22 protein-coding genes and 1 other annotated feature are annotated in these 21,368 nt (G+C 56.2%); of the genes, 9 read left to right on the top strand and 13 right to left on the bottom strand.

The features are described from left to right. Positions 1–439 precede the first annotated feature (439 nt). The 3 genes from clpB to rluD all read right to left on the bottom strand — a co-directional run bounded on the left by clpB (position 440) and on the right by rluD (position 4,851). Positions 440–3,013: an ATP-dependent chaperone ClpB gene (clpB, locus tag KHQ23_RS16510; RefSeq protein WP_004150973.1), complete on the bottom strand. Its 2,574-nt coding sequence runs from the start codon at positions 3,011–3,013 to the stop codon at positions 440–442. Between the two features lie 129 nt (positions 3,014–3,142). After that, entirely contained in the window at positions 3,143–3,874 is a 732-nt protein-coding gene (gene yfiH / locus KHQ23_RS16505; protein ID WP_015958812.1) for a purine nucleoside phosphorylase YfiH, read from the bottom strand. Further along, complete coding sequence (rluD, locus tag KHQ23_RS16500) at positions 3,871–4,851, bottom strand: 23S rRNA pseudouridine(1911/1915/1917) synthase RluD (RefSeq protein WP_002914110.1); 981 nt, start codon at positions 4,849–4,851, stop codon at positions 3,871–3,873. The genes yfiH and rluD overlap by 4 nt, the downstream gene beginning before the upstream one ends. Before the next feature lie 131 nt (positions 4,852–4,982). Between rluD and bamD the strand changes: the two genes are divergently transcribed. The 4 genes from bamD (at position 4,983) to pheA (ending at position 7,741) form a co-directional block, all read left to right on the top strand. Further along, a complete protein-coding gene (bamD, locus tag KHQ23_RS16495) occupies positions 4,983–5,720 on the top strand; it encodes an outer membrane protein assembly factor BamD (protein ID WP_004145664.1) in 738 nt (245 codons plus the stop codon). A gap of 270 nt (positions 5,721–5,990) precedes the next feature. Beyond that, on the top strand, positions 5,991–6,326 hold the full coding sequence (gene raiA / locus KHQ23_RS16490) for a ribosome-associated translation inhibitor RaiA (RefSeq protein ID WP_002914111.1): 336 nt from the start codon (positions 5,991–5,993) through the stop codon (positions 6,324–6,326). Positions 6,327–6,431: 105 nt separating this feature from the next. Next, positions 6,432–6,556: a sequence feature (Phe leader region), on the top strand. Continuing rightward, on the top strand, positions 6,433–6,480 hold the full coding sequence (pheL, locus tag KHQ23_RS16485) for a pheA operon leader peptide PheL (protein ID WP_100250063.1): 48 nt from the start codon (positions 6,433–6,435) through the stop codon (positions 6,478–6,480). Its footprint overlaps the feature before it by 48 nt. Before the next feature lie 24 nt (positions 6,557–6,580). Continuing rightward, positions 6,581–7,741: a bifunctional chorismate mutase/prephenate dehydratase gene (pheA, locus tag KHQ23_RS16480; RefSeq protein WP_004150975.1), complete on the top strand. Its 1,161-nt coding sequence runs from the start codon at positions 6,581–6,583 to the stop codon at positions 7,739–7,741. Here the strand turns inward: pheA and KHQ23_RS16475 are convergent. From KHQ23_RS16475 to aroF, 3 genes are all read right to left on the bottom strand, one after another. Then, entirely contained in the window at positions 7,738–8,610 is an 873-nt protein-coding gene (locus tag KHQ23_RS16475) for an SMP-30/gluconolactonase/LRE family protein (protein WP_004174805.1), read from the bottom strand. The two genes, pheA and KHQ23_RS16475, sit on opposite strands and share 4 nt — an antisense overlap. Positions 8,611–8,672: 62 nt before the next feature. Beyond that, positions 8,673–9,794 carry a bifunctional chorismate mutase/prephenate dehydrogenase gene (gene tyrA, locus KHQ23_RS16470; RefSeq protein WP_032434924.1) on the bottom strand — a complete coding sequence of 374 codons (1,122 nt, stop codon included), beginning with the start codon at positions 9,792–9,794 and terminating at the stop codon, positions 8,673–8,675. A gap of 9 nt (positions 9,795–9,803) precedes the next feature. Further along, positions 9,804–10,874 carry a 3-deoxy-7-phosphoheptulonate synthase AroF gene (aroF, locus tag KHQ23_RS16465; RefSeq protein WP_002914114.1) on the bottom strand — a complete coding sequence of 357 codons (1,071 nt, stop codon included), beginning with the start codon at positions 10,872–10,874 and terminating at the stop codon, positions 9,804–9,806. A gap of 342 nt (positions 10,875–11,216) precedes the next feature. On the opposite strand from aroF, the gene KHQ23_RS16460 reads away from it, so the two are divergent. From KHQ23_RS16460 to KHQ23_RS16450, 3 genes are read left to right on the top strand one after another with little or no spacing between them, the layout of a single operon-like run. Further along, on the top strand, positions 11,217–11,726 hold the full coding sequence (locus KHQ23_RS16460; RefSeq protein WP_004174804.1) for a YfiR family protein: 510 nt from the start codon (positions 11,217–11,219) through the stop codon (positions 11,724–11,726). Further along, the gene (gene dgcN / locus KHQ23_RS16455) at positions 11,719–12,942 is read left to right on the top strand and encodes a diguanylate cyclase DgcN (protein WP_032434926.1); all 1,224 of its coding nucleotides are present in this window, start codon (positions 11,719–11,721) and stop codon (positions 12,940–12,942) included. The genes KHQ23_RS16460 and dgcN overlap by 8 nt, the downstream gene beginning before the upstream one ends. A gap of 13 nt (positions 12,943–12,955) precedes the next feature. Beyond that, entirely contained in the window at positions 12,956–13,438 is a 483-nt protein-coding gene (locus KHQ23_RS16450) for an OmpA family protein (protein ID WP_004145671.1), read from the top strand. Positions 13,439–13,446: 8 nt separating this feature from the next. Here KHQ23_RS16450 and KHQ23_RS16445 read toward each other — a convergent pair whose 3' ends face one another. The 7 genes from KHQ23_RS16445 to ffh all read right to left on the bottom strand — a co-directional run bounded on the left by KHQ23_RS16445 (position 13,447) and on the right by ffh (position 19,077). Then, positions 13,447–14,817, bottom strand: coding sequence for a PepSY domain-containing protein (locus tag KHQ23_RS16445; RefSeq protein ID WP_032434928.1), 1,371 nt, complete (start codon positions 14,815–14,817; stop codon positions 13,447–13,449). Positions 14,818–14,873: 56 nt separating this feature from the next. Beyond that, positions 14,874–15,332 carry a DUF2946 domain-containing protein gene (locus tag KHQ23_RS16440; RefSeq protein WP_211776849.1) on the bottom strand — a complete coding sequence of 153 codons (459 nt, stop codon included), beginning with the start codon at positions 15,330–15,332 and terminating at the stop codon, positions 14,874–14,876. Between the two features lie 119 nt (positions 15,333–15,451). Further along, the gene (rplS, locus tag KHQ23_RS16435; protein ID WP_002914145.1) at positions 15,452–15,799 is read right to left on the bottom strand and encodes a 50S ribosomal protein L19; all 348 of its coding nucleotides are present in this window, start codon (positions 15,797–15,799) and stop codon (positions 15,452–15,454) included. A 39-nt stretch (positions 15,800–15,838) separates the two neighbouring features. Continuing rightward, positions 15,839–16,606, bottom strand: a complete 768-nt coding sequence (trmD, locus tag KHQ23_RS16430; RefSeq protein ID WP_002914147.1) for a tRNA (guanosine(37)-N1)-methyltransferase TrmD — start codon at positions 16,604–16,606, stop codon at positions 15,839–15,841. Between the two features lie 31 nt (positions 16,607–16,637). Continuing rightward, positions 16,638–17,186, bottom strand: a complete 549-nt coding sequence (gene rimM / locus KHQ23_RS16425; protein WP_004150977.1) for a ribosome maturation factor RimM — start codon at positions 17,184–17,186, stop codon at positions 16,638–16,640. A gap of 18 nt (positions 17,187–17,204) precedes the next feature. Continuing rightward, positions 17,205–17,453: a 30S ribosomal protein S16 gene (gene rpsP / locus KHQ23_RS16420; RefSeq protein ID WP_002914149.1), complete on the bottom strand. Its 249-nt coding sequence runs from the start codon at positions 17,451–17,453 to the stop codon at positions 17,205–17,207. A gap of 259 nt (positions 17,454–17,712) precedes the next feature. Beyond that, a complete protein-coding gene (gene ffh, locus KHQ23_RS16415; RefSeq protein ID WP_002914152.1) occupies positions 17,713–19,077 on the bottom strand; it encodes a signal recognition particle protein in 1,365 nt (454 codons plus the stop codon). Positions 19,078–19,240: 163 nt separating this feature from the next. On the opposite strand from ffh, the gene KHQ23_RS16410 reads away from it, so the two are divergent. Together KHQ23_RS16410 and KHQ23_RS16405 are read left to right on the top strand one after the other, a co-directional pair. Continuing rightward, positions 19,241–20,032 carry an inner membrane protein YpjD gene (locus KHQ23_RS16410; RefSeq protein WP_002914153.1) on the top strand — a complete coding sequence of 264 codons (792 nt, stop codon included), beginning with the start codon at positions 19,241–19,243 and terminating at the stop codon, positions 20,030–20,032. Between the two features lie 19 nt (positions 20,033–20,051). Continuing rightward, positions 20,052–21,338 carry an HlyC/CorC family transporter gene (locus KHQ23_RS16405; protein WP_004149392.1) on the top strand — a complete coding sequence of 429 codons (1,287 nt, stop codon included), beginning with the start codon at positions 20,052–20,054 and terminating at the stop codon, positions 21,336–21,338. Positions 21,339–21,368 lie beyond the last annotated feature (30 nt).

Below are 21,368 nucleotides of genomic sequence, written 5' to 3'. Positions count from 1 at the left end.
TCGTAATGAATTACGTGTTCACTCCTGAGACTTGGTATTCATTTTTCGTCCGAGGACGTTAAGAATCCATGTCACTTTGAGTGCCCACACAGATTGTCTGATAAATTGTTAAAGAGCAGTTGCGACGCGCTTTAGCGCTCTGTCGCGAGGTCCCGTATAATACGTTTTCCTCATTCAGAGTCAAGCGCTTATTTTGCTTTTCTCTGTCGGCTTTCAACGTCGATTTCCGTCGCTGAATCCTCCTGGCCCGGCGGCTTGTTTGCCGTTGTTCCGTGTCAGTGGAGGCGCATTATAGGGGGTAATTCTGAAGTGACAAGGATAAATTCAAAAAAAGAATTCAACCGCTCACTTTTCAACCAAATCAGGTATTGAGTTTTAATTCTTGCCTGGTTTTTAAACAAAAACGAGCCCGCTGGGCTCGTTTTTGTCGTTTTGTGATTTACTGCACTGCCACAATGCGGTCGTCTTTTACTACCAGCTCGATGGTTTTACCCGGAACCAGCTCACCGGAAAGGATCTGCTGGGCTAACGGGTTCTCAATCTGCTGCTGAATAGCACGTTTCAATGGCCGCGCGCCGTATACCGGATCGTAACCGTTGGCGCTCAGCAGCTTCAGCGCCTCATCGGACATCTGCACTTCATATCCGCGCTCTTCCAGACGTTTATACAGACGCTGCAGCTGGATCTGGGCAATAGAGGCAATATGTTTCTCGCCCAGCGGATGGAAGACCACCACTTCGTCGATACGGTTGATGAACTCCGGACGGAAGTTCTGGCTGACTACCCCCAGCACCAGGTCCTTCATATGTCCGTAGTCCAGCTCGCCGAACCGTTCCTGAATCAGATCGGAACCGAGGTTCGAGGTCATGATGACTACCGTATTACGGAAGTCGACCGTTCTCCCCTGCCCGTCGGTGAGACGCCCGTCGTCGAGTACCTGCAGCAGAATGTTGAACACATCCGGGTGCGCTTTTTCCACTTCATCCAGCAGGATGACGGAATAAGGACGACGGCGCACCGCCTCGGTCAGGTAACCGCCCTCTTCATAGCCGACGTATCCCGGAGGCGCACCGACCAGACGCGAGACGGAATGTTTCTCCATAAACTCGGACATATCGATACGCACCATTGCGTCGTCGCTGTCGAACATAAAGTTAGCCAGCGTTTTACACAGCTCGGTTTTACCGACCCCGGTTGGACCGAGGAACAGGAACGAACCAATCGGCCGGTTCGGATCGGACAGCCCGGCGCGGCTGCGGCGAATGGCGTTGGATACCGCTTCAACCGCCTCATCCTGGCCAATCACCCGATGATGCAGCTCCTGCTCCATACGCAGCAGTTTGTCACGCTCGCTTTCCATCATGCGGGAGACCGGGATACCGGTCCAGCGAGCCAGCACTTCGGCGATTTCAGCATCCGTCACTTTATTACGCAGCAGACGCATGGTTTTCCCTTCGGACTGAGTGGCAGCCGCCAGCTGTTTCTCCAGTTCCGGAATTTTGCCATACTGCAGCTCGGACATCCGCGCCAGATCGCCGACGCGGCGCGCCTGTTCGATGGCGATTTTCGCCTGCTCCAGCTCAGCTTTGATGGTCTGGGTGCCGGAGAGCGACGCTTTTTCCGCTTTCCACTCTTCTTCCAGCACCGAGTACTGCCGTTCTTTATCCGCCAGCTCCTCGTTGAGCATATCGAGACGCTTCAGGCTCGCCTCATCAGACTCTTTCTTCAGCGCCTGCTGTTCCAGTTTCAGCTGGATAATACGCCGATCGAGACGGTCCAGCTCTTCCGGTTTGGAGTCAATCTGCATACGGATGCTGGATGCCGCCTCATCGATGAGGTCGATGGCTTTATCCGGCAGCTGACGGTCGGCAATATAGCGATGCGATAAGGTCGCCGCCGCCACGATAGCCGGGTCAGTGATCTGCACGTGGTGGTGCAGCTCATAACGTTCTTTCAGACCGCGCAGAATCGCGATGGTATCTTCTACCGAAGGCTCGGCAACGAACACTTTCTGGAAGCGACGTTCCAGCGCGGCGTCTTTTTCGATGTACTGACGGTATTCATCAAGCGTCGTCGCCCCGACGCAGTGCAGTTCACCACGCGCCAGCGCCGGCTTCAGCATGTTACCCGCATCCATCGCGCCGTCGGCTTTACCAGCGCCAACCATGGTATGCAGTTCGTCGATAAACAGAATGACGTTGCCTTCCTGTTTGGACAGGTCGGTCAGCACGCCTTTCAGACGCTCTTCAAACTCACCGCGGTATTTCGCCCCGGCCACCAGCGCCCCCATATCCAGCGCCAATACCCGACGGCCTTTCAGCCCTTCTGGTACTTCGCCGTTGACGATACGCTGCGCCAGGCCTTCGACGATTGCCGTTTTACCCACCCCGGGTTCACCGATCAGCACCGGGTTGTTTTTGGTACGACGCTGCAGTACCTGAATGGTACGGCGAATCTCTTCATCACGGCCGATCACCGGATCCAGCTTGCCCTGCTCGGCTCGCTCGGTCAGATCGACGGTAAATTTCTTCAATGCCTGACGTTGGTCTTCGGCACCCTGATCGTTCACGCTTTCACCTCCGCGCATTTGTTCAATCGCCTGAGTCACGTTGGCGGTTGTTGCTCCGGCGGATTTTAAAAGGTCGGTCAGCGTACCGCGCGATTCAAGCGCCGCCAGAACGAACAGTTCCGACGAAATAAAGTTGTCCTTTTTCTTTTGCGCCAGCTTGTCGCAAAGGTTGAGGATCCGCACTAAATCCTGAGAAGGTTGCACATCGCCGCCGGTGCCTTCCACCTGCGGTAAACGGCTCAAGGCCTGTTCGATGTCAGTGCGCAGTTTCCCGGCATTCACGCCCGCCGAGGTTAATAAAGGACGTACCGATCCCCCTTCCTGATTCAGCAAGGCGCTCATTAAATGAAGAGGTTCGATGAATTGGTTGTCGTGCCCGAGTGCGAGCGACTGGGCATCGGCAAGAGCAAGCTGGAATTTATTGGTAAGACGATCCAGACGCATAACTCCTCCCATAAACAGGTCAAATTTGCTACTGGAGATTAAATGAGGTCATCCCTCAATTATTCAAGGTTAAAGACCCGAACTATGTGAAAAATAAGTTTGCCTTCTGGATCGTCTTGATTCTCTAGGTTATATCAGCCAAATGAAACTTGCCATACGACCGGTGGTCTTGTCGCGCCGGTAAGAGAAAAAATCATCCTTTTCGCTTAGCGTGCAGCGATCGCCGCCGAAAATCAGCTCAACGCCGACGTTTGCCAGACGCTGCCGCGCCAGTTGGTAGATATCAGCAAAATATTTTTCGCCTGCCGGACGAAAAGCCCGGTGCGCATTCTCGTCCTTCGCCATAAAGGCATCCCGGACTTCCGGTCCCACCTCAAACGCCTGCGGACCGATGGCGGGCCCCAGCCACGCCATAATATTTTCGGCTTTATCGGCGAAACGAGCAATCGTCGCTTCCAGAACCCCTTCGCATAAGCCGCGCCATCCCGCGTGCGCCGCGGCGACTTCGGTGCCATCGCGGTTACAGAACAGCACCGGCAGGCAGTCAGCGGTCATCACCGCGCAGACGGTCCCTGGCGTACGACTATAAGAGGCATCCGCGCGTTTCGACGGATAGGGTCCGCCGTCCAGCGTCAGAACCTCGGTGCCATGGACCTGCTCCAGCCAAACCGGGTAAGACGGCAAGCCGCCGGCGGCAAACATCCGCCGCCGGTTTTCTTCGACATCCTGCAGATTGTCGCCGCAATGGGCGCCCAGGTTGAGCGAGTCATAGGGCGGCAGACTCACGCCGCCGATGCGGGTAGAACTACAGGCCGCCACGCTGCCGGGCATTGGCCACTGCGGTACAATCAGTTTCGTCATAACCAGTCAATATCGTCCTTATGGGCTTCAAAATCGGCGCGCATCGCCTCGATGAGCTCGACCATATCCTGTGGGATGGGCGCGTGCCACTCCATTTCAATGCCGGAGATCGGGTGATACAGGCGCAGCATGGTGGCATGCAGCGCCTGGCGGTCGAATTTACGCAGCGCGGTGATGAACTCCTCCGACGCGCCCTTCGGCGGACGCGGCCGGCCGCCATAGACCTGGTCGCCCACCAGCGGATGGGTGATATGCGACATATGCACGCGGATCTGATGCGTACGACCGGTTTCCAGACGCAGACGCAGGCGGGTATGGATGCGGAAATGTTCCATAATGCGGTAGTGGGTCACCGCCGGTTTGCCCATCGGATGCACCGCCATATGGGTACGCTTGGTCGGGTGACGGCTGATCGGCTCTTCCACTGTGCCACCGGCGGTCATATGACCGATCGCCACCGCTTCGTATTCACGGGTGATCTCGCGCAACTGCAGCGACTCCACCAGCCGGGTTTGCGCCGGAATGGTTTTCGCCACCACCATCAGACCGGTGGTGTCTTTATCCAGACGATGAACAATACCCGCGCGCGGCACATCGGCAATTGGCGGATAGTAGTGCAGCAGCGCATTCAGCACAGTACCGTCAGGGTTGCCCGCGCCAGGATGTACAACCAGATCGCGCGGTTTATTGATCACGATGATGTCATCATCTTCGTAAACGATATTGAGCGGAATATCCTGCGGCTGGAAGCGCGCCTCTTCTTCGATTTCCACATCGATAGCGATGCGTTCTCCCCCCAGCACTTTTTCTTTCGGTTTATCGCCAATGGTGCCATTGACTAATACGCGTTGGTCGAGGATCCATTCTTTTATCCGCGATCGCGAATAATCAGGGAACAATTCGGCCAAAGCCTGATCTAAGCGTTGACCGAGTTGATTTTCGGTCACCGTTGCGGTGAGTTGTACTCGTTGTGCCATATACAGCTTCTTCGTTTAACGTTGGGTTTTACGGCTTTGCCGTTTAATATAGTGTGCTATTGTAGCTGGTCTTAATCGGGAGCAGGAACAGAGATTCTCCCGCATAAACATTTTGAGGAAGTCAAAACGTCATGACGCGCATGAAATACCTGGTGGCAGCCGCCACACTGAGCCTGGCTTTGGTGGGTTGCTCCGGCTCTAAGGAAGAGGTGCCTGATAATCCGCCGAATGAAATCTACGCGACCGCCCAGCAAAAACTGCAGGACGGTAACTGGAAACAGGCGATAACGCAACTGGAAGCGTTGGATAATCGTTATCCATTCGGCCCTTATTCCCAACAGGTACAGCTGGATCTGATTTATGCGTATTATAAAAACGCCGATCTTCCTCTGGCTCAGGCGGCTATCGATCGCTTCATGCGTTTGAACCCCACCCATCCGAACATCGACTATGTCATCTATATGCGCGGCCTGACCAACATGGCCCTGGATGACAGCGCGCTGCAGGGCTTCTTCGGCGTTGATCGCTCCGACCGCGATCCGCAGCACGCGCGCGATGCCTTCAATGACTTCTCCAAACTGGTGCGTGGTTATCCGAACAGCCAGTACGCCACTGACGCCTATAAACGCATGGTGTTCCTGAAAGATCGTCTGGCCAAATATGAGCTGTCGGTCGTGGATTACTACACCGATCGTGGCGCATGGGTTGCCGTGGTTAACCGTGTGGAAGGGATGATGCGTAATTATCCGGATACCCAGGCCACCCGCGATGCCCTGCCGAAGATGGAAAACGCCTATCGTCAGATGCAAATGAACGCTCAGGCGGACAAAGTCGCGAAGATTATCGCCGCGAACAGCAAGAACACCTGAGCCTGACTCATCGATCGCAAACGGCAGCCACTGGCTGCCGTTTTTTTATACGTTTCCCGACGAGCTGAAGCGGTTTAGCGCCGGGTTAACTCATCAAATATGGCCTGCTTTATCGGGTTCGACAAGTAAAATCTCACTTCTTCCTGCCCTGTCTCACAAAATGAATTTGTTGACAAAAAGTGACAATAAAATGTGATTTAGATCACACATTTTGACATTGGGAAAGGTATGCTGGATTCACCAAGACGGGAAAGACAAGAGGTAAAATTTATGACAATGAACATTACCAGTAAACAAATGGAAATTACTCCGGCAATCCGCCAGCATGTCGCAGACCGTCTCGCCAAACTGGATAAGTGGCAAACTCATTTAATCAACCCGCACATCATTCTGTCTAAGGAGCCGCAGGGTTTTATCGCTGATGCAACCATCAACACGCCAAACGGCCATCTGGTTGCCAGTGCGCGTCATGAAGATATGTACGCCGCCATTAACGAATTGATCAACAAGCTGGAACGGCAGCTCAATAAAGTGCAACACAAAGGGGAAGCCCGCCGCGCCGCGACGTCGGTGAAAGAGGCAGGCTTTGTGGAAGAAGAAGAGTAATCCTTAACTTAAGTTGTGTCATGCCACGCGCCTTCGGGCGCGTTTTTTATTGACAGAGTGAAAACAGTACAGGTACTGTAATCCCCACTACCTAAAGGAATTTACCATGAAACTTGTCCCGTTCTTCTTCGCATTCTTTTTTACCTTCCCCTGACCGGGAGGCAATTCGTCGTATAAGAAAGAATGCGAAGACGAACAATAAGGCCTCCCACCCGGGAGGCCTTTTTTATTTGATAACAACAAAGGCAACATCTATGACCGAGGAAAACCCATTACTGGCGCTGCGCGATAAGATAAGCGCCCTGGACGAGAAGCTGCTTGCTCTGCTGGCGGAGCGCCGCGGACTGGCTGTTGAGGTTGGAAAAGCCAAACTGGCCTCCCATCGTCCGGTGCGTGATATTGACCGCGAACGCGATCTGCTGGAGCGCCTGATGACTATCGGCAAGCGCCATAATCTGGATGCGCACTATATCACCCGCCTGTTCCAGCTGATTATCGAAGACTCTGTTCTTACCCAGCAAACCCTGCTGCAGCAGCATCTGAATAAAATTAACCCGCATTCGGCCCGCGTGGCGTTCCTCGGTCCCAAGGGCTCTTACTCGCATCTGGCGGCGCGTCAGTACGCCGCTCGCCACTTTGAGCAGTTTATTGAGAGCGGCTGCGCGAAGTTCGCCGATATTTTTAATCAGGTAGAAACCGGCCAGGCCGATTACGCGGTGGTGCCGATTGAAAACACCAGCTCCGGCGGGATCAACGACGTCTACGATCTGCTGCAGCACACCAGCCTGTCGATCGTTGGCGAGCTGACGATCCCTATCGATCATTGCGTACTGGTGAGCACCTCGACGGATGCCGATAAAATTCAGACCGTTTACAGCCATCCGCAGCCGTTCCAGCAGTGCAGCCAGTACCTGAGCCGCTACCCGCACTGGAAGATTGAGTATACCGAGAGCACCTCGGCGGCAATGGAAAAAGTGGCGCAGGCGAACTCCCCGGCCGTCGCGGCCCTGGGTAGCGAAGCGGGCGGCGCTCTGTATGGTCTGCAGGTGCTGGAGCACTGCCAGGCCAACCAGACGCAGAACATCACGCGCTTCCTCGTCCTGGCGCGCAAAGCGGTGAACGTCTCCGATCAGGTGCCGGCCAAGACCACGCTGTTAATGGCGACCGGTCAGCAGGCGGGCGCCCTGGTGGAAGCCCTGCTGGTGTTGCGCAACCACAATCTGATCATGACCAAACTGGAATCCCGCCCGATCCACGGCAATCCCTGGGAAGAGATGTTTTATCTCGATATTCAGGCCAACCTGGATTCGCTGCCCATGCGCAAGGCGCTGAAGGAGCTGGCGGATATCACCCGCTCCATGAAGGTCCTCGGCTGCTACCCTAGCGAAAACGTGGTCCCGGTGGATCCGGTTTAACATTCGCGGAACGGTAATTTCTTCATCCCTGCCACCGCTACCGGCAGGGTGAAGATGGCGCCTGACAGCGGATACTGCGCCAGCTCATCGTCCTCCATGTTTTCCCGGGTGGTGGTGATATAGAGCGTTTTCATATCCGCCCCGCCGAAGCAGACCATCGTCGGGCAACGAACCGGCATCGGGTAGGATTCCAGCTCCTCGCCCTGCGGCGAGAAACGGGCGATCCGCCAGCCGTCAAACATTGCGCTCCAGTAACATCCCTCCACGTCGATCGCCGCCCCGTCAGGGATCCCTTCGCCAGGCTGAAAACGGCGAAAGACTTCGCGTCGGCCAGGCTCACCCTGCTCATCCAGCGGCGTACGGTAGATCACGGCGTTCGGCGTATCAGAGGTATACATCCAGCGCCGGTCGGCGCTAAAGGCCAGGCCATTGGCGCCATGGATGTCACACTGGATCACTTTCGGCTGCAGGTCGTTATCCACTCGCATCAGCAGCGCGCCGTTGTAATCCCCAGGCCCCCAGAAGGTACCGGCATAAAAGCGCCCATCGCGATCGGTCCCGCCGTCGTTAAACCGCGCCAGCTCCGGGTTGCTCGGGTTATCGCAGACTTTCCGCCGCAGCAGGCCGTGGGCGTCGGTCAGCCAGATGCCGCTGCGCAATGCAACGATAAACCCGCCCTTCTCGCGCAGGGCAAAACAGCCGACCTCCTCTGGAAACTGCAGCACCTGGTGTTCTCCGCTGCGGATATCGTAGCGGTGAATTTCACATTCCATGATATCAGCCCAGTAGAGGGCCTGCTCTGCCTCGCTCCAGGTCGGGCATTCCGGCAGGTATCCGGTGTAGTCAAACAGCGGTTGTGGTTCAGCCATCGTTGTCATCCCTATAAAAAAAGCCAGCGGTCGCTGGCTTTATTGTATACATCTTTTTCGCTTTACTGCCGATTATCGTTCGCCTGACGCAGCAGCGTGCGGCTCTCGCTCTGGAAACGCTGAGCGTAATCGCCAAACCAGTGTTCGACTTTACGGAAGCTGTCGATAAACGCCTGCTTATCGCCCTGCTCCAGCAGGCCGATCGCTTCGCCGAAACGCTGGTAGTAGCGCTTAATCAGCGCCAGGTTGTTTTCCGATGACATAATAATATCGGCGTACAGCTGCGGATCCTGGGCAAACAGACGGCCTACCATCGCCAGCTCCAGTCGGTAAATGGGTGACGAGAGCGCCAGCAGTTGCTCAAGACGTACATTCTCTTCCGCCAGGTGCAGGCCATAGGCGAAGGTGGCAAAGTGGCGCAGCGCCTGAATAAAGGCCATGTTCTGATCGTGCTCAACGGCGCTGATGCGGTGCAGCCGCGCGCCCCAAACCTGGATTTGTTCGAGGAACCACTGATAGGCCTCCGGCTGGCGGCCATCACAATAGACCACCACCTGCTTCGCCAGGCTGCCGCTGTCCGGACCGAACATCGGGTGCAGGCCAAGAACCGGGCCCTGATGCGCCGCCAGCATCGCCTGCAGCGGCTCCGCTTTCACCGAGGCAAGGTCAACCAGAATGCAATCCGCCGGAAGGGGCGGCAGCCTGCCGATCGTCTCCACGGTGGTGTGAATCGGTACGCTGACGATAACCATGCCGGCATCGGCGACGATATCCGCCGCCCGGGCCCAATCCTCTTTTTCCAGAATACGCACCTGGTAGCCGGACAGCGTTAACATCTTCTCAAACAGACGGCCCATCTGCCCACCGCCGCCGACGATGACCACCGGCCGCAGATTCGGCTGCAGGGTTTTGAAGCCTTTGTCGTTTTCGCTGGAATAGGATTCCCGCATCACGCGACGCAGAACATCCTCGATCAGATCCGGTGGTACGCCGAGCGCAGCCGCCTCTTTACGTCGGGAGGCGAGCATCGCCGACTCGCGCTCCGGGACGTAAATCGGCAGGCCATACTGGCTCTTCACCTCGCCGACTTCGGCCACCAGCTCCAGACGCTTAGCCAGCAGGCTAAGCAACGCTTTATCCACTTCATCAATTTGATCGCGTAACGCGGTCAGTTCAGCAACCATACTTTCCTCTTAAACCAAACGGGCCGCCAGGTGGCCGCGGAGATCCTTATCCAGTTCACGCAGCAGCGCCTCGGTAGTCTCCCAGCTGATGCAGGCATCCGTCACCGAGACGCCGTATTTCATCGCCTCACGCGGCTGTTCAGAGGACTGATTGCCTTCGTGGATATTACTTTCGATCATCAGGCCGATAATGGAGCGGTTGCCATCTTTGATCTGCGCGACCACGGATTCAGCCACGGCCGGCTGGCGGCGGAAATCTTTATTGGAGTTCCCATGACTGCAATCTACCATCAGCGACGGCTTCAGTCCCGCCTGCGCCATCTCTTTTTCGCATTTCGCCACATCTTCCGGACCGTAGTTCGGCGCCTTGCCGCCACGGAGGATCACATGGCCGTTCGGATTACCCTGCGTTTGCAGCAGGCAGACCTGCCCGGCCTGGTTGATGCCGACGAAACGGTGCGGCATCGCCGCGGCGCGCATGGCGTTGATGGCCGTGGCCAGGCTACCGTCGGTACCGTTTTTAAAGCCGACCGGCATCGACAGGCCAGAGGCCATTTCGCGGTGCGTTTGTGATTCCGTGGTACGCGCGCCGATAGCGGACCAGCTGAACAGATCCCCGAGGTACTGCGGGCTGTTGGGATCCAGCGCTTCCGTCGCCAGCGGCAGTCCCATATTGACGAGCTCGACCAGCAGACGACGCGCAATCTTCAGGCCGCCTTCAACATCAAACGAACCATCCATGTGCGGATCGTTAATCAGCCCCTTCCAGCCGACGGTGGTACGGGGTTTTTCAAAATAGACGCGCATCACCAGGTAGAGGCTATCGCTGACCTCTGCGGCAAGGGCTTTAAACCGACGAGCATATTCAATCGCAGCTTCCGGATCGTGAATGGAGCAAGGACCACATACCACCAGCAGGCGCGGATCGCGACCGGCGATGATATCCGAAATGGTCTGACGGGCGTGCGCGATCTGCGCTTCCTGCTCGACGCTCAGCGGGAATTCCGCCTTCAGTTGCTCCGGGGTCATTAATACATGTTCGTCGGTAATATGTACGTTGTTCAGCGCGTCTTTTTGCATGATTGCGATCCTGTGTAGCTCGTTTGCGATAAGGGTTGCCTCCGAGGGCATGACGTAACGATACCACACAAAGTAAAGAATTCAATCCATATTCCGTAAATTTTAATTTACACCAACGAATTAATTGCCACTCACAATGGCGCGATGCGTATAACAATATTTACACATAGAAAAAACAAGCCAAACTTGCGCACCCACGGTATCGGTACTACGAAAAATCCTGGTGAGAATTGTCCCAAAGCAAAGGGCGCATCTAATGACGGGTTTTATTAACAGTGGTATTCTTCGCCGGGCATCGGCAGCGGCTTTTCCCGCGCTATGGCGACTTTGACGGAAGCGTTAATGACAGTATTACACCGTCTTTTATTGACTGTATTTTTTCTCATCGCGGTATCTCCTGTTTTTGCTGCCGGACCTTCAGAACATGTTCGCGCTATTGTTTCCGGGATCGTGACCTACACCCGTTGGCCGTCATTAACAGGAGCGCCAAAGCTGTGCATTTTTGCCTCATCACGCTTCACCCATAGCCTGGCTCATGAAGATCCGGATGCATTACCCTATCAACCGGTGATAGTACGTAATCGTGAAGAAGCGTTAAAAACGACCTGCGATGGTTTTTATTTTGGCAGCGAATCGCCGACTGAACAGTCAGAACTCACTCGCCGCTATGGCCCGAGGCCGCTGTTACTCATCGCAGAACAAAATACGGATTGTTCAATTGGTAGCGCGTTTTGCCTGATCATCAATGACGACCGGGTCCGCTTCTCCGTTAATCTGGACGTTCTGACGCACAGCGGGGTTCGGGTTAACCCGGACGTCCTGATGCTTGCCCGGAAGAAACCACATGAATAAGGACTTTTCACAGACTCCGCGCCCGACTTTCAAACGCGCGCTCCGTCGCATTAGCGTGATAAGCGTGGTGATCTCCATGACGCTGGTCTGGCTGCTGCTGAGTACAGCCTCAATCTTCACGCTCAAGCAGTACGCGCAGAAAAATCTTGAGCTCACTGCCGCGACCATGGGGCGCAGCCTCGAAGCCGCCCTGGTGTTTGGCGACAGCGCGGCGGCAGAGGAGACCCTCGCGTCGTTGGGCAAGCAAGGGCAGATCTCCCAGGCAATCGTGCTAAACGGCCAGATGCAGCACTTCGCCGCGTGGCGCCATGAACCGCTGGCCAATAAAGAGCAAGTGAGCGGGCTTATCAGTAAATGGCTGTTTCCGGAGCCCACGGTGCAGCCCATCTGGCACCAGGGGAAACAAATCGGCGAGCTGAGATTGACCGCGCTTGATGAACTGATTAGCCACTTTCTCGGTATCTCGATTCTGGTGCTGACCGGCAGCATTCTGCTCGCCTCGTTCATCGCCCTGCTGCTGACCCACTCCCTACACCGGGGGATCGTCGCCGCCCTGCAGAGCATCACTGAGGTCGTGCATGATATACGTGAAAACCGCCACTTCTCCCGGCGGGTGCCGGAGGAGCGTATCGAGGAGTTCCATCTTTTCGCCCAGGACTTTAACAGCCTGCTGGGGGAAATGGAGGACTGGCAGCGCCAGCTGCAGGCCAAAAACGCGCAGCTGTTGCGCAGTTCGTTACACGATCCGTTGACCGGCCTGGCTAACCGCGCCGCCTTTCGTAACGCGCTCGCCGAGCTGATGCAGAATGAAGTCGATCATCAAACCTCGGCATTGCTGTTTCTTGATGGCGATAATTTCAAACTGATTAACGACAACTGGGGGCATGCGGCGGGCGATAAAGTGCTGATGGAGGTCGCCAGCCGCCTGATGACTTTTGCCGGTAAACGCCATCTGGCGTGGCGTCTTGGCGGCGATGAGTTTGCCGTTCTGCTGCGCGAGGTGCGCTCGGAAGCAGAAGTGCAGGCCCTGTGCCAGGCGCTAACGGAACAATTTCTTCCGTCATTCAACCTGCACAACGGTCATAGCGCCACGCTCTCGCTGAGCGTCGGTTATGCCCTGGCGTGGGAGCACGCCACCGCGGAATCACTGCAAGAACTTGCCGATCAGAATATGTATCGGATGAAAAACCAACGTATCCAGCAGACGCTGAAATAATAAAGGACTCATTATGATCAGAAAATATTTCGTCCCCGCCCTGATGGCGGCGGCGCTTTTGACAGGTTGCCAGGCTCCTCAGGGAAAATTTACCCCGGAGCAGGTGGCGGCGATGAAATCTTACGGCTTCACTGAAAGCAATGGCGATTGGTCCCTGGGCTTATCCGATAGCATCCTGTTTGACAAGAATGACTACCGACTACGTCCCGACAGCCGCCAGCAGATCACCACGATGGCCTCGCGGCTGGCGGCTACCGGGATCACCCATAGCCGCCTTGAAGGCCATACCGATAATTATGGTGAAGATAGCTACAATGAAGCCCTGTCGCTTAAGCGGGCCAACAGCGTGGCCGATGCCTGGGCGGAAGGCGCTCATGTCCCACGCAGTAATTTAGTCACCCGCGGCCTTGGCAAAAAATACCCGATCGCCAGCAACGACACGGCGGCCGGGCGCGCCGAAAACCGCCGGGTAACGGTGGTCATCAGCACGCCGTAAGTCTTCACTTAGTCGCTGGACTTCATCATCCTCATTGCCGTTGCCGCGCGCCAGCGCAGGTAGTCAACGGCAATGAACAGCAGCAGGCTGGCTCCCATTAACGGCATGGCCAATCCAAGGGCAAACGCCAGCCCAAGCACCAGGCTTCGGGCAGGCCAGGCGAGCGACAGCCACGCCTGCAGCAGCGAACGCGCCGGATCCCAGGCCGCCTGAGGGGGACGGCGGATCCACCATAACCGGTACCCCACCCCGATGGTAACGCACAGCGCGCAGCCAAATCCCACCAGCAGCAGCTGATTCGCCAGACCAAAGAGGATCCCCATATGGAAATCGACGCCCCAGCGGGTGAGCTTCGCCATCAGCGGAAAGTCGGCAAAACGCGTGCGATCCACCACCTGCATCGTGGCGCCATCGATCGCCACCGCGTCCACCTGCGTCGGCCAGCGACGGTCGATCTCATTCACCGTCCAGGCGCGGTCGTCTGACACTGGCGGACGGATCTCCAGCCGGCTGGCGTTCAGCCCCGCCTGACGGGCCGCCGCCAGCGCCTGGTCAAACTGGGCCAGCTGCAGCGCCGGCTGATGCTGGGCCATGGCCATCGCATCCATATGATGTCCGGCATGGGGATCGTGCGTCATCGGCATCTCGCCATGCAGCTGGGTATTGACCTGCGGCGTCAGCCAGCCGAACGCTGCCCGCATTTTGTCCACATTGCCGCCGGCCCATTGCGACCAGGTCAGGCCGGTGGCGGAGAAGAGCAGCATACCCACCAGTAAGCCCCAGCCCAGCGTCACGTGCAGCCGACGATGGTTCTGCAGGGCGTTATTCAGCCGCCGTTTTGGACGCGTCATCGCCCACAGGGCAATGCCTCCGAGCGCGGCCACCCACATCCAGGAGGCGGCCAGTTCGCTGTATAACCTCCCGCTGTCGCCCAGCAGCAGAGAGCGATGCGCATAATCAATCCACTGGCGCAGCGGCAGGATGCCGCTGGTGCCGTAGACCGTCATATCGCCCTTCACCCGCAGCGCGATCGGATCGACAAAAATAGCCCGGGATTCCGACTCTCCGAGACCCGGATCGGCAAACATAATGCGCGTGGTCTCGCCCAACGCAGACGCCGGACGCACCGCCAGCAGCCGCAGATTGCCCTGGGTCGCTTCTTCGGCCACCGCAATCTGGGCGCTGAGCGGCTGCGGAGTCCCCTCGGCAAGGCCATGCAGCGCGTCGTGATAGAGCCAGTTTTCCAGCTGCGGCGTCGCCACGTACAGCGTACCGGTCAGGGCAGCGACAAAGATAAACGGTCCGATAAACAAACCAATATAGAAATGGAGGCGACGCAGCAGGTTCAGCCATGCCGCGCGCGAGGTGCAGGTTGTCATACTTTTCCTTTTTTAAAGCAAAAGAGGTCGTTGCGCGGTGCGCAGATTGATTTTTATTAAAGGGAAAAAGCAGACAGCCGCGGCGGGGCGCGGGTTTCGGGGTAGAGCCAGGGAAAGTAGTGCCAGTGCTTTAATACCGGGCGAGAAATCGGCAGGCGAATGCGCCGCAGGAGCATGGCGACGAACAGCGCCAGCGCGAAAAGGAGCCCCGGGACATGGGCTAACAGCACGCAATAGCCACACGCTTCGGCATGGTCCAGCGGCATTTCGTGTCCGGTATGCGTAGCGCCGTCTGTGCTGTGCATCATTGCCATCTTGTGCCCAGGCATCTGCGCCATGTTCGCGGACGAGCTATCCATCATCATGGCGTGGTGCATGCCGGGCATGGCGCTCATGGGGTCTTTTTGCAGGGAGACGAAGATCAGGGGGGCCACCACGATCAGCAGGATCGCCAACAGCGCCAGCCAGGCGGCTCGCCGTTTAGGTGTCGTTTGCTGAAAACTGTTGCTGACCACCGCCCCTCCGTATAGAGGGCGTATTGTAAATGATTTACATCACGATGGTTACAACAAAGATAAAAAAAGGGCCGGCCCTGAGGCCAGCCCTTTTTGTCAGGATGTCGCGAAAGCGAATCTTAGTTAAGACGCTCTTTGATACGAGCAGACTTACCAGTGCGCTCACGCAGGTAGTACAGTTTAGCTTTACGTACAGCACCACGACGTTTAACAGCAATGCTGTCAACTACCGGAGAGTGAGTCTGGAAGACACGCTCAACGCCTTCGCCGTTGGAAATTTTGCGAACAGTGAATGCAGAGTGCAGACCGCGGTTACGAATAGCGATAACCACGCCCTCGAATGCCTGCAGACGTTTTTTGGAACCTTCAACAACCCATACTTTCACTTCCACGGTATCACCCGGACGGAAGGAAGGTACGTCCTGCTTCATCTGTTCTTGTTCAAGTTGCTTAATAATGTTGCTCATAATTTAATCTCTTATCCTGGGTAAACTGATATTGGGGGCTCACGCCTGCCCATCATGTTTATGCTGCTGTTGCGCGTGTTCAGTTTTGAACTCCGCCAGCAGCTTTGCTTGCTCTTCAGTCAGAGCCAGGTTTTCCAGAAGTTCAGGTCTTCTAAGCCAGGTGCGGCCCAACGACTGCTTCAGACGCCAGCGACGTATCTCAGCATGGTTTCCCGACAGCAATACTGGCGGTACTTCCATCTCCTCTAACACTTCAGGACGGGTATAGTGGGGGCAATCCAGCAACCCATCAGCAAAGGAATCTTCCGTTGCCGATGCTTCATGGCCCAGTACTCCCGGAATGAACCGGGAAACGGAGTCAATCAGCGTCATTGCCGGTAACTCACCACCGCTGAGAACGTAATCGCCGATTGACCATTCTTCGTCAATTTCGGTTTGGATTACGCGCTCGTCTATCCCTTCGTAGCGACCGCACACCAGAATCAGTTTCTGATTCGTTGCCAGTTCGCTGACGCCCGCTTGATCAAGCTTGCGTCCCTGAGGTGACAGATAAATCACCTTCGCGCCTTCACCTGCCGCGGCTTTTGCTGCATGAATGGCATCCCGTAAGGGTTGCACCATCATTAGCATCCCCGGTCCGCCGCCGTAAGGACGATCGTCCACGGTACGGTGCCGGTCATGCGTGAAGTCGCGAGGACTCCAGCTTTCGATGCTCAGCAGGCCATTTTTTACTGCCCGGCCAGTTACCCCGTAATCGGTAATTGCGCGGAACATTTCAGGAAACAGGCTAATTATGCCAATCCACATAGCGCCGTCTTTTACCGTTTATCCGGAGAATTTAAAAACCAGGATCCCAATCTACTTCGATAGTACGCGTAGTGAGATCGACTTTCTTGATAACCTGCCCATCGAGGAACGGAACCAACCGCTCCTTGATACCAAATGCATCTTTCAGGTTTGCCTTGATGACGAGCACGTCATTCGACCCGGTTTCCATCATATCGATGACTTTACCGAGGCTATAGCCTTCCGTCGTAACTACCTGGCAGCCCATCAGGTCTTTCCAGTAGTAGTCACCCTCTTCCAGCTCCGGCAACTGCGATGAATCCACGATAATTTCGCAATTAGTCAGTAGATTCGCGGCATCACGATCGTCAACGCCTTTCAGCTTGATGATGATGTCCTGATTGTGGTGGCGCCAGCTTTCCAGCTCAACGACCTGCCACTGACCCGCCTTCTGGATTAACCAGGGCTGATAGTCAAAAATGCTTTCGGCGTCTTCGGTGGAGGAAAACACTCTGAGCCAACCACGGATACCGTAGGAAGAACCCATTTTCCCCAATACGATCGGATCAACAGGTGCTTGCGCGGTGTGTTGCTTGCTCATCATGACCACCGTGACAGATTAAGCTGCTTTGTTAGCGGCTTTGATCAGCGCGGCAACGCGATCGGAAACAGTAGCGCCCTGGCCAACCCAGTGAGCGATACGATCCAGATCCAGGCGAGTTTCTTCTTCCGCACCGTTAGCGATCGGGTTGAAGAAACCAACGCGCTCGATGAAGCGACCGTTGCGTGCATTACGGCTGTCGGTGACAACAACCTGGTAGAACGGACGCTTTTTAGCGCCGTGACGTGCTAAACGAATAGTTACCATAACATCCTCTTGTGTGAATAAAACAACCGGGCCCCATCGAGGAACGGAGCCCGGTGTCATATTAAAAGCCCGAAAATTTTACTGATTTCTGGGGAAAATGCAATCAGCAGTTGATAAGTCTGCTGTAAAAGGCCGTCGGCGGTGCAGCCAGTTTAGTACCAGCGTGTGCGCAACCACTGGAACGTACAGGTAGTACGTGAGGATGGCGAGCACACCCCGGCGCTAAAATGGCAAACAAGATAGCCTTATGCCCTTGTTTTTAACGACCCGGGAAGCCTGGCGGCATCATCCCTTTCATCCCGCGCATCATCTTCATCATGCCGCCTTTCGATTTCATCTTCTTCATCATGCGCTGCATGTCGTCGAACTGCTTGAGCAGACGGTTCACATCCTGCACCTGCATGCCGCAGCCGGCGGCGATACGGCGCTTACGTGAACCTTTGATGATTTCCGGCTTAGCGCGCTCTTTCAGGGTCATCGAGTTGATGATCGCTTCCATACGCACCAGCACTTTGTCGTCCATCTGCGCTTTCACGTTGTCCGGGATCTGCCCCATGCCCGGCAGCTTGCCCATCAGGCTGGCCATGCCGCCCATGTTTTTCATCTGGCGCAGCTGCTCAAGGAAGTCGGTGAGGTCGAAACCGTCGCCTTTCTTCAGCTTGGAGGCCAGCTTCTCGGCCTGCGCGCGGTCAACCTTGCTCTCGATATCTTCGATCAGCGACAGCACGTCGCCCATGCCGAGGATACGGGAAGCGACGCGGTCCGGATGGAACGGCTCCAGCGCTTCGGTTTTCTCGCCGACGCCGAGGAATTTAATCGGCTTGCCGGTAATATGGCGAATCGACAGCGCCGCGCCGCCGCGGGCGTCGCCGTCCACTTTGGTCAGCACCACGCCGGTCAGCGGCAGCGCTTCGTTAAAGGCCTTCGCGGTATTCGCCGCATCCTGACCGGTCATCGCATCGACGACGAACAGGGTTTCAACCGGGTTAATGGCGGCGTGGACGTGCTTGATTTCGTCCATCATCGCTTCGTCAACGTGCAGACGACCGGCGGTATCCACCAGCAGCACGTCGTAGAATTTGAGTTTCGCTTCTTTCAGCGCCGCGTTGACGATATCAACCGGCTTCTGCCCGACATCAGACGGGAAGAAATCGACGCCGACCTGCTCGGCCAGGGTTTCCAGCTGTTTGATCGCCGCCGGGCGGTAAACGTCCGCGGAAACGACCAGCACTTTCTTCTTGTGCTTCTCGCGCAGGAATTTCCCCAGCTTACCGACGCTGGTGGTTTTACCAGCACCTTGCAGGCCAGCCATTAGCACCACGGCCGGCGGCTGCGCGGCCAGGTCGAGCGTCTGGTTCTCTTCGCCCATCGCCGCCACCAGCTCGTTGCGGACGATTTTGACGAACTCCTGACCCGGGGTCAGGCTTTTATTGACTTCATGGCCGACCGCGCTCTCTTTGACGCGGCTGATGAAATCACGGACCACCGGAAGCGCAACGTCCGCTTCCAGCAGCGCCATGCGCACTTCGCGCAGGGTGTCTTTAATATTGTCTTCTGTAAGGCGTCCGCGGCCGCTAATGTTGCGCAGCGTACGCGACAAACGATCGGTTAAATTATCAAACATTGTCTCTCGCCTGAGGTGGAAACGGTCGGTCGCCGCAGCGACACACAAAACGAATGTGGCGGAGTATAACACGACATCAATCTGAATGTGCTGCAACGGTTGGAGCAGAGGCCTGCTAACGTTATACTGCTTCTCTTTCTTATTTAGCCAACAGCCGACACCTATGCCTGTTTTTGCTCTACTCGCCCTTGTCGCCTACTCCGTCAGCCTCGCGCTGATTATCCCCGGCTTGCTGCAAAAAAACAGCAGCTGGCGGCGAATGGCGATTTTATCTGCAACTATCGCCTTGATCTGCCATGCTTTTGCGCTGGAAGCACGGATATTCCCCGGCGGCGAGAGCGGGCAAAATCTCAGCTTACTGAACGTCGGGTCGCTGGTCAGCCTGATGATCTGTACGGTGATGACTATCGTGGCCTCGCGCAATCGCGGCTGGCTGCTGCTGCCTATCGTCTATGCCTTCGCGCTGATCAACCTGGCCTTCGCCACTTTCGTGCCTAACGAATATATTACCCACCTGGAAACCACCCCGGGGATGCTGGTGCATATCGGCCTGTCGCTCTTCTCGTACGCCACGCTGATCATTGCCGCGCTGTATGCGCTGCAGCTGGCGTGGATCGACTACCAGCTCAAGAATAAAAAGCTGGCCTTCAGCAGCGAAATGCCGCCGCTGATGAGCATTGAGCGCAAAATGTTCCACATCACCCAGGTCGGCGTGGTGCTGCTGACCCTGACGCTGTGCAGCGGCCTGTTCTACATGCACAATCTGTTCAGCAGCGAAAATATCGATAAAGCGGTGCTGTCGATTATTGCGTGGTTCGTCTATATCGTCCTGCTGTGGGGGCACTATCATGAAGGGTGGCGCGGACGTCGTGTGGTCTGGTTCAGCGTCGCTGGCGCCGGTCTGCTGACGCTGGCCTATTTTGGTAGCCGCGTGCTGCAGCAGTTCGTGAGCTAAGTCTTTTAAGGAATCCTACGTGGAACATATCTCCACCACCACGCTGATCATAACGCTGATCGTCATGGTGATTATCTCTGCCTATTTCTCCGGTTCCGAAACCGGCATGATGACGCTGAACCGCTACCGGTTGCGCCACATGGCGAAACAAGGCAACCGCCCCGCCAAGCGCGTGGAGAAGCTGCTGCGCAAGCCGGACCGCCTGATTAGCCTTGTGCTGATCGGCAATAACCTTGTCAACATTCTCGCCTCGGCGCTGGGCACCATCGTCGGCATGCGCCTGTACGGCGACGCCGGCGTCGCGATCGCCACCGGCGTACTTACCTTTGTGGTGCTGGTATTTGCCGAAGTGCTGCCGAAGACCATCGCCGCCCTCTATCCGGAAAAGGTCGCCTACCCCAGCAGCTTCCTGTTGGCGCCCCTGCAGGTGCTGATGATGCCGCTGGTGTGGCTGCTGAATACCATCACCCGCATATTGATGCGCATGATGGGCATCCGCACCGATACCGTCATCAGCAGCGCCCTGAGCAAAGATGAACTGCGCACGATTGTGAATGAATCCCGTTCACAAATCTCACGACGCAATCAGGATATGCTGCTGTCGGTGCTGGACCTGGAGAAGGTCAGCGTTAACGACATCATGGTGCCGCGCAATGAGATTGTCGGCATCGATATCAATGATGACTGGAAATCTATCGTCCGCCAGCTGACCCACTCCCCGCATGGCCGCATCGTGCTCTACCGCGATTCGCTGGACGATGCCATCAGCATGCTGCGCGTTCGCGAAGCCTACCGTCTGATGACGGAGAAGAAAGAGTTCACAAAAGAGATCATGCTGCGGGCGGCAGATGAGATCTACTTTGTGCCGGAAGGCACGCCGCTCAGCACCCAGCTGGTGAAATTTCAGCGCAATAAAAAGAAAGTCGGTCTGGTGGTCGATGAATACGGCGATATTCAGGGGCTGGTCACCGTCGAAGATATTCTTGAAGAGATTGTCGGCGACTTCACCACCTCCATGTCACCCACCCTGGCGGAGGAAGTGACCCCGCTTAACGACGGCACGGTGATTATCGACGGCAGCGCCAACGTTCGCGAAATCAACAAAGCGTTTAACTGGCACCTGCCGGAAGATGAAGCCCGCACCGTCAACGGTATTATCCTCGAAGCGCTGGAAGAGATCCCGGTCCCGGGCACCCGCGTGCGCATTGAGCAGTACGATATAGATATCCTCGACGTGCAGGACAACATGATCAAACAGGTGAAAGTGATGCCGGTGAAATCATTACGCGAGAGCGTCGCGGAGTAGCGCGAGCGAAGGAATTAATATCACGGTGGG

Origin of the sequence: Klebsiella sp. 64, from assembly GCF_018223915.1 — a bacterium.
GTDB classification, from domain to species: Bacteria; Pseudomonadota; Gammaproteobacteria; order Enterobacterales; family Enterobacteriaceae; genus Klebsiella; species Klebsiella pneumoniae.
The sequence above is the reverse complement of the archived record's forward strand: the minus strand, read 5'-3'. Positions and strand labels throughout refer to the sequence as shown.

Bases quoted from the DNA above. Each gene is read 5' to 3' on its own strand.
- clpB (WP_004150973.1), bottom strand. From the start codon at position 3,013: ATGCGTCTGGATCGTCTTACCAATAAATTCCAGCTTGCTCTTGCCGAT.
- yfiH (WP_015958812.1), bottom strand. From the start codon at position 3,874: ATGACGAAACTGATTGTACCGCAGTGGCCAATGCCCGGCAGCGTGGCG.
- rluD (WP_002914110.1), bottom strand. From the start codon at position 4,851: ATGGCACAACGAGTACAACTCACCGCAACGGTGACCGAAAATCAACTC.
- bamD (WP_004145664.1), top strand. From the start codon at position 4,983: ATGACGCGCATGAAATACCTGGTGGCAGCCGCCACACTGAGCCTGGCT.
- raiA (WP_002914111.1), top strand. From the start codon at position 5,991: ATGACAATGAACATTACCAGTAAACAAATGGAAATTACTCCGGCAATC.
- pheA (WP_004150975.1), top strand. From the start codon at position 6,581: ATGACCGAGGAAAACCCATTACTGGCGCTGCGCGATAAGATAAGCGCC.
- KHQ23_RS16475 (WP_004174805.1), bottom strand. From the start codon at position 8,610: ATGGCTGAACCACAACCGCTGTTTGACTACACCGGATACCTGCCGGAA.
- tyrA (WP_032434924.1), bottom strand. From the start codon at position 9,794: ATGGTTGCTGAACTGACCGCGTTACGCGATCAAATTGATGAAGTGGAT.
- aroF (WP_002914114.1), bottom strand. From the start codon at position 10,874: ATGCAAAAAGACGCGCTGAACAACGTACATATTACCGACGAACATGTA.
- KHQ23_RS16460 (WP_004174804.1), top strand. From the start codon at position 11,217: ATGACAGTATTACACCGTCTTTTATTGACTGTATTTTTTCTCATCGCG.
- dgcN (WP_032434926.1), top strand. From the start codon at position 11,719: ATGAATAAGGACTTTTCACAGACTCCGCGCCCGACTTTCAAACGCGCG.
- KHQ23_RS16450 (WP_004145671.1), top strand. From the start codon at position 12,956: ATGATCAGAAAATATTTCGTCCCCGCCCTGATGGCGGCGGCGCTTTTG.
- KHQ23_RS16445 (WP_032434928.1), bottom strand. From the start codon at position 14,817: ATGACAACCTGCACCTCGCGCGCGGCATGGCTGAACCTGCTGCGTCGC.
- rplS (WP_002914145.1), bottom strand. From the start codon at position 15,799: ATGAGCAACATTATTAAGCAACTTGAACAAGAACAGATGAAGCAGGAC.
- trmD (WP_002914147.1), bottom strand. From the start codon at position 16,606: ATGTGGATTGGCATAATTAGCCTGTTTCCTGAAATGTTCCGCGCAATT.
- rimM (WP_004150977.1), bottom strand. From the start codon at position 17,186: ATGAGCAAGCAACACACCGCGCAAGCACCTGTTGATCCGATCGTATTG.
- rpsP (WP_002914149.1), bottom strand. From the start codon at position 17,453: ATGGTAACTATTCGTTTAGCACGTCACGGCGCTAAAAAGCGTCCGTTC.
- ffh (WP_002914152.1), bottom strand. From the start codon at position 19,077: ATGTTTGATAATTTAACCGATCGTTTGTCGCGTACGCTGCGCAACATT.
- KHQ23_RS16410 (WP_002914153.1), top strand. From the start codon at position 19,241: ATGCCTGTTTTTGCTCTACTCGCCCTTGTCGCCTACTCCGTCAGCCTC.